The sequence below is a fragment of the Streptomyces calidiresistens genome, assembly GCF_014141525.1.
In the GTDB taxonomy this organism is placed as follows: domain Bacteria; phylum Actinomycetota; class Actinomycetes; order Streptomycetales; family Streptomycetaceae; genus Streptomyces; species Streptomyces calidiresistens.
Genome location: NZ_VKHS01000985.1, coordinates 1 through 1,763 on the forward strand (window position 1 = coordinate 1; position 1,763 = coordinate 1,763).

Genomic DNA, 1,763 nt, shown 5'->3' on the forward strand with positions numbered 1-1,763 from the left:
GGGAACGGGGGGTCGGCGGTGCCGGACACCCCGGCCGCTCGGGCTCCGGTACGGAGCGGGGCGGCATCCGGGATCGCCGACCCGTGGGAGCGGGCGGTGGTGGAGGCCGTCACCGGCCCGGTCGGGGTGCGGGGGACGGTGCCCTTCCCCGGACCCGCGGGCCGCTCCGTGCGGATCACCCCGACGGACGAGACGGGGTGGGTGGAGGTGCAACTGGTCCTGGCCCGGGACGCCGACGCGGGGGCCACGGTCGCGGAGGCCGTACGGGCCGGTGCCGCGGCCGCCGGGCGACGGCTGCGGGTGCTGGTGGTGCGCCTCGACGGGGAGGCCGACGGGACCTGACCCCTCTCTCCCGGCGGCATCCCCGACATCCCCGGTATCCCGGTATTCCCGGCGCCCCGCGTCCCCGCCGTGCCCGTCACGGCCTCCGCGCCCGTGCGACGTACCGGTCCGGTCCGTCGCACGGGCGCGGGCCCGGTGGGCGGCTCAGTCGGCCAGACCGACCAGGTCCCGCAGACGACGGGCCTGGGCCGCCCGTTCGGCGGCGCGCTGCTCGTCGTGGTCGCGTCCGGCGGCGCCGCGCAGCAACGCCTTGGTCTCGATCACGGCGTCCCGGGGCGCCGCGAGGAGCGCGGCGGTGAGGTCGGCGACCGCCGCGTCGAGGTCGCCCCCGGGCACCACCAGGTTGGCCAGGCCGATCCGCTCGGCCTCCTCCGCACCGACGGAGCGGCCGGTCACGCAGATCTCCAGCGCACGGGCGTACCCGACCGCGTCGACCAGGGGCTTGGTGCCGGCCAGATCGGGAACCAGGCCCAGCGAGGTCTCGGCCATGGCGAAGCTCGCGTCCGGGGCACAGATCCGCAGGTCGCACGCGAGGGCCAGCTGGAAGCCGGCCCCGACGGCGTGCCCGCGGACCGCGGCGACACTGATCAGGTCGTTGCGCCGCCACCAGGTGAAGGCCTCCTGGTAGGAGGCGATGGCGGCGTCGATGCCCGCGTCGTCCCGGTGCGCGAGCTCCAGGGTGGAGAGTTCACCGGGAATGCCCTCGGGGGTGAAGGCACGCCGGTCGAGCCCGGCGGAGAACGAGGGCCCCTCGGCACGCAGCACGACCACCCGCACCGAACCGGGCAGCAGACGGCCGGCCTCGGCCAGGGCCCGCCACGTTCCCGGGGTCTGGGCGTTGCGCTTGGCCCCGTTGGTGAGGGTGACCGTGGCGACGGCCGGGGCGTCCCCGTCCGCGGTCAGGCGCACTCCGTTGGTCTCGAGCAGGGTCATGGGCCCCTCCGGAACGTCACGCGTCGGCATCACCCGACACTACTCGTCGGTAATATCCGGCAGCGTAACGCTCCCCCGACCACGGGGCCCGGGCGGGGGGCCGTACGGGCGGTGCGGGACGCCCGTCGGTCCCGGTGATCAGGAATCGGCGGCGGCCCGCTTGCCCCGGGTGGCGCCCCCGCGTCCGCGCAGGGTCACCTCCGCCTCGCTGAGCATGCGGTGCACGAACCCGTAGCTGCGGCCGGTTTCCTCGGCCAGCGCCCGGATGCTCGCCCCCGATTCGTACTTGCGCTTGAGATCCGCCGCGAGCTGTTCGCGCGCGGTGCCGGTCACCCGGCTCCCCTTCTTCAGCGTTTCGGCCACCCGTGCCTCCTCGACGGAAGTGCGCTCTGGAACTCTCATGATCACCCCTATCCGGTTTCCTGGCCACCCATTCGGCGCGGTGGATCCCGGGGGGAGCCGGGGGCGGGGAACCGTCACTCCGGGGC

The 1,763-nt window shown here is 75.5% G+C and carries 3 protein-coding genes; 1 reads left to right on the forward strand and 2 read right to left on the reverse strand.

What is annotated here, in order from left to right; translation table 11 throughout:
* Positions 1–342: hypothetical protein (locus FOE67_RS24725; RefSeq protein ID WP_228474262.1), on the forward strand; the 342-nt coding region annotated here is incomplete at its 5' end.
* Between the two features lie 144 nt (positions 343–486).
* Here the strand turns inward: FOE67_RS24725 and FOE67_RS24730 are convergent.
* Both FOE67_RS24730 and FOE67_RS24735 read right to left on the reverse strand, forming a co-directional pair.
* Positions 487–1,275, reverse strand: a complete 789-nt coding sequence (locus tag FOE67_RS24730; RefSeq protein ID WP_182667043.1) for an enoyl-CoA hydratase/isomerase family protein — start codon at positions 1,273–1,275, stop codon at positions 487–489.
* A gap of 138 nt (positions 1,276–1,413) precedes the next feature.
* Positions 1,414–1,638, reverse strand: coding sequence for a helix-turn-helix domain-containing protein (locus tag FOE67_RS24735; protein ID WP_233874278.1), 225 nt, complete (start codon positions 1,636–1,638; stop codon positions 1,414–1,416).
* Positions 1,639–1,763 lie beyond the last annotated feature (125 nt).

Excerpts from the sequence above, each read along its gene's own strand:
- FOE67_RS24730 (WP_182667043.1), bottom strand. The coding sequence starts at position 1,275 with ATGACCCTGCTCGAGACCAACGGAGTGCGCCTGACCGCGGACGGGGAC.